Below are 4,230 nucleotides of genomic sequence, written 5' to 3'. Positions count from 1 at the left end.
CGGCCGGCCCAGCCGAACAGCTCGGCCGCTCGGTCGTGGCAGGCCATCAGCTGGCGGCTGGAGTACGGCGCGCCGGTCTCGGGGTCGGCGTCGGGCTCGTTGCGTCGGCGCAGCTCGACCGGGTCGATGCCGGCGACGTGCGCGAGCTCGTCCAGCGCCGACTCGATGGCGTAGGCCCCCGGGCACTCCCCCGGGGCCCGCATCCAGCTCGGCGTGTGGACGTCCAGCTGCGTCACCCGGTGCGTGGTCAGGGCCGTGCGCGAGGCGTACATGTGGCGCACGTACTCGGCGGTCTGCTCGGTGAACTCCTTGATGCGGGACGTCTGCGAGAACGCCTCGTGCGAGATGGCCTGCAGCCGGCCCTCGGCGTCCGCGCCCAGCCGGACGCGCGAGATCGTCGGCGTCCGGTAGCCGGCCAGGCCGAACATCATCTGCCGGGTCCAGGCCAGCGCGACCGGGCGCCCGACGACCTTCGCGGCCAGCGCCGCGAGGACGGGGTTCGCCTTGGGCTCGCCCTTGGAGCCGAAGCCGCCGCCGACGTGCTCGGCGGTCACCCGGACCTGCGACTCCTCGAGCCCGAACAGGGTCGCCAGCGTCTGGGCGACCGGGGTGGTGCCCTGGGTGGAGTCGACCAGGTGCAGGCTGTCGCCCTCCCACCAGGCGACGGTGGCGTGCGGCTCCATCGGGTTGTTGAACAGCGCCGGCGTCGCGTAGACCGCCTCGTGGACGTGCACGGACGACGCGAGGCCCTCCTCGACGTCGCCGCGCGCGCTGTCGGTCTCGGCGCCGGCGTTGGCCTGCTCGGGCGCGTACAGGCCGGGGTGGTCGATCGTCAGGCCGACGTCGTGCGGCTCGGTCACGTACTGCACGTCGAGCAGGGCAGCCGCCTCGCGGGCGGTCTCCAGCGTCTCGGCCACGACGAGGGCGACGACCTGGCCGCGGTAGGCGACCCGGTCGTCCTGCAGCACCTGCAGCTCGGCGTCGTCGGCGTCCTGCAGACGCGGTGCGTCGCGCCAGGTCAGGACGTGCACGACGCCGGGCAGCGCACGGGCCGCGTCGACGTCGATCCCGGTGACGCGCCCGCGGGGCACGGTGGCACGGACGACCCAGGCGTGGAGCGCGTCGTCGGGGCGCTTCTCGACGGCGTAGCGGGCCAGGCCCGTGACCTTGTCGCGTCCGTCGACCCGGACGTGGTCGTGGCCGAGCACGGTCATGCCTGTCCTCCCGCCAGCTCGTGGAGCGTCGCGACGGACAGCCGCCGGGCCAGCTCGACCTTGAACGCGTTCTGCTCGGTGGGACGTGCCGCCGCGAGCTCGGCCCGGACGGCGTCGTCGAACAGCGACCCGTTGGGCGTCCGGCCGCGGATCGCGTCCTCGGCCACGGTGGCCCGCCACGGTTTGTGCGCGACCGAGCCGAGCACCAGGCGGACGTCGTCGACGACCCCGTCCTCGACGGTCAGCGCCGCCGCGACGGTGACCAGGCCGAACGCGAACGAGCGCCGTCGCGCGCCTTGCGGTAGGTCGAGCGCTGCCGAGCCCGGTCAGCGGCACCTCGACCGCGGTCACCAGCGCGCCGGGCGGCAGGTTCGTGTCCCGGTGCGGCTCGCGCCGGGCAGCCGGTGGAAGTCGACCGCCGGGATGCTCGCCTCGCCGTCGGCGGTGCGCACGTGCACGACCGCGTCGAGGGCGACCAGCGCGACCGACATGTCGCCCGGGTGGGTCGCGATGCAGTGCTCGGACGTGCCGAGCACGGCCAGGTCGCGCGAGAGCCCGTCGACGGCCGGGCAGCCGGTGCCCGGCTCACGCTTGTTGCACGGCTTGGCCGGGTCCATGAAGTAGACGCAGCGGGTGCGCTGCAGCAGGTTGCCGCCGGTGCTGGCGCGGTTGCGCAGCTGCCCGGACGCGGCGGCGAGCAGCGCCCGGGAGAGCCCGGGGAGCCGCTCGCGGACGACTGGGTGCGCGGCCAGGTCGCTGTTGCGCACCCCGGCGCCGATCCACAGCGACCCGTCGCGCTCGACGACCTCGGTGGACCCGAGCCGGTCGACGTCCACGACCCGCTCGGGCCGGGCCACCCCGAGCCGCATGAGGTCGACCAGGTTGGTGCCGCCGGCGAGGGCGGACGTGCCCGGCTCGGCCAGCAGCGCCAGCGCCTCGTCCTCGGTCTCCGGCCGGACGTAGTCGAAGGCCCTCATCGCGCCGCCTCCTGCACCGCGGTGACGATGTGCGCGTAGGCCCCGCACCGGCACAGGTTGCCGCTCATCCGCTCGCGCACCTCCTCGGCCGACGCCTCGGCGTCGCCGGCCAGGTCGTCGGTGACGTGGCTCGGCCACCCCTGCGCGAGCTCGTCGAGGGCGCCGACCGCCGAGCAGATCTGGCCGGGCGTGCAGTAGCCGCACTGGAACGCGTCGTGGTCGAGGAAGGCCTGCTGCACGGGGTGCAGCGCGTCGCCGTCGGCGAGCCCCTCCACCGTGGTGACCTCGCGGCCGTCGAGCGTCACGGCCAGGGCCAGGCACGCGTTGGTGCGCCGGCCGTCCACGAGCACCGTGCAGGCGCCGCACTGGCCGTGGTCGCAGCCCTTCTTGGAGCCGGTCAGGCGCAGTCGCTCGCGCAGCAGGTCGAGCAGGGACGTGCGGTTGTCGACCGTGAGCTCGTGCCGGGTGCCGTTCACCGTCACGACCAGGGGCGAGGAGGGAGGCTGGGTCACCCTCGTGACGCTACGCACGGCTCGCCCGGCCCGCACGACGAGCGAGCGGCGTCCGGTCGAGCCCGCACGCTAGGTTCGGGGCCACCGCAGAGGAGGGGAAAGCATGGGATCGTCCGCCACCACCACCGTCGACCTCGACGTCGCGCCTGAGCAGGCCGTGGCCGCGGTCCGGCGCGTCGTCGCCGAGAACCGGTTCACGCCCGGCGAGGCGTCCGCCGACGGCCTCACCCTGACGTTCCGGACGCGCAAGACGCTGCTCAGCTGGGAGCTGGACGTCGTCGCGCGCGTGGAGCCCACGGCCACCGGGTCGCGCGTGGAGATCACCGCCGACACGCGGCCCGACCGCGGCAAGGCGCTGCTGGACGGCGCCAAGAACCGCAAGGCCGTCGAGCGTCTGGCCGACCAGCTCCGCGCGGCCGCCTCGTGAGCGCCGTCCAGGTGCGTCCGGCCCGGCCGCAGGACGAGGCCTCGTGGCGCGCGCTCTACGCCGCCTACGCCACGTTCTACGAGCAGGACTCGGTCGACCAGTCCCTCGTATGGGGCTGGATCCACGACCCGGCGCACGAGGTCGAGGCCCTGGTCGCCGAGCGGGACGGCGTGCTGGTCGGCCTGGCCCACGTGCGCGCGTTCGCGCGTCCGCTCGCCGGCTCGGTCGGCGGCTGGCTGGACGACCTGTTCGTCGACCCGGCCGCCCGGGGCACGGGCGTGGTCGACGCGCTGCTGGACGCCGTGCGGACGCTCGCCCGCCAGCGCGGCTGGTCGGTGGTGCGGTGGGTCACCGCGGACGACAACCACCGAGCGCAGGCGGTGTACGACCGCGTGGCCACGCGCACGACGTGGGTCACCTACGACATGGCGACCTGAGCGACTCCTCGAGGAGCGGTCCGGTCAGGCGGGGACGTGCACGACGGCACCGAGGTCGCGGACGTCGGCCAGCATCGGGTGCGCCGCTCGTGTCGACTCGACGACTCGGCGGTCGAGCTCGGCCACGACGACGGCCTCCTCGCCGGCCGGGGCGGACGCGATCGTGCGTCCCTCGGGGTCGTGCACGGCGGCGCCGCCGTTGAACTCGGCGTCGCCGCACCGTCCGACCAGCCCGGCGGTGAGCACGTACATGCCGTTGTCTAGCGCGCGGGAGCGGTAGTACAGGTCGCGGCGGTGCTCGCTCCCGGCGAAGAACGCCATCGCGTTGACGTACAGCGCCGCGCCGGCCTGCGCCGCGGCCCGGGCGTGCTCGGGGAAGGAGCCGTCGTAGCAGACGCTCAGCCCCACCGGCCAGCCCTCGACGTCCAGCACGACCCCGTGCTCGCCGGGCACGAAGTGCGGCTGCTCGCCCTCGACCAGGTGCTGCTTGTCGTAGACGCGGCGCACTCCCCCGCCGAGCGCCAGCAGGCTCAGCCGCAGTCCGTCCGGGGTCGGCACGGGCGGCGCCGGCCAGCACGAGCACGCCGGCCGCGGTGGCGGCCTCGTCGAGCGGCGCGAGCACCGGGTCGTCCGCCTCGAACGACGGGGCGGCGGCATGACGTA

Annotated in this window: 6 protein-coding genes and 1 pseudogene; 2 read left to right on the top strand and 5 right to left on the bottom strand. The window is 74.9% G+C overall.

The annotated features are described in order from the left end of the window. From AC2W7G_RS10395 to AC2W7G_RS10380, 4 genes and pseudogenes are all read right to left on the bottom strand, one after another. Positions 1 to 1,214, bottom strand: a 1,214-nt coding sequence (locus tag AC2W7G_RS10395; protein ID WP_485868367.1) for a xanthine dehydrogenase family protein molybdopterin-binding subunit, incomplete at its 3' end; no start/stop codon positions are given. After that, positions 1,211 to 1,495 (bottom strand): annotated as a pseudogene (locus AC2W7G_RS10390) (FAD binding domain-containing protein); the annotation flags it as partial. The pseudogene AC2W7G_RS10390 and the gene AC2W7G_RS10395, both read right to left, overlap by 4 nt. Before the next feature lie 66 nt (positions 1,496 to 1,561). Further along, entirely contained in the window at positions 1,562 to 2,191 is a 630-nt protein-coding gene (locus tag AC2W7G_RS10385) for an FAD binding domain-containing protein (RefSeq protein ID WP_485868366.1), read from the bottom strand. Continuing rightward, positions 2,188 to 2,703, bottom strand: a complete 516-nt coding sequence (locus tag AC2W7G_RS10380) for a 2Fe-2S iron-sulfur cluster-binding protein (RefSeq protein WP_485868365.1) — start codon at positions 2,701 to 2,703, stop codon at positions 2,188 to 2,190. Before AC2W7G_RS10380 ends, AC2W7G_RS10385 begins: the two co-directional genes overlap by 4 nt. A 103-nt stretch (positions 2,704 to 2,806) precedes the next feature. Between AC2W7G_RS10380 and AC2W7G_RS10375 the strand changes: the two genes are divergently transcribed. Next, positions 2,807 to 3,130: a hypothetical protein gene (locus tag AC2W7G_RS10375; RefSeq protein WP_485868364.1), complete on the top strand. Its 324-nt coding sequence runs from the start codon at positions 2,807 to 2,809 to the stop codon at positions 3,128 to 3,130. Beyond that, complete coding sequence (locus AC2W7G_RS10370) at positions 3,127 to 3,567, top strand: GNAT family N-acetyltransferase (protein ID WP_485868363.1); 441 nt, start codon at positions 3,127 to 3,129, stop codon at positions 3,565 to 3,567. The genes AC2W7G_RS10375 and AC2W7G_RS10370 overlap by 4 nt, the downstream gene beginning before the upstream one ends. Positions 3,568 to 3,591: 24 nt before the next feature. On the opposite strand, the gene AC2W7G_RS10365 is transcribed toward AC2W7G_RS10370, so the two are convergent. Beyond that, on the bottom strand, positions 3,592 to 4,230 hold a 639-nt coding region (locus AC2W7G_RS10365; protein WP_485868362.1), incomplete at its 5' end, for a carbon-nitrogen hydrolase family protein.

The organism is Aeromicrobium sp. PFPM2_SD2, from assembly GCF_057364525.1.
This window is presented reverse-complemented; position numbering and strand designations above follow the sequence as displayed.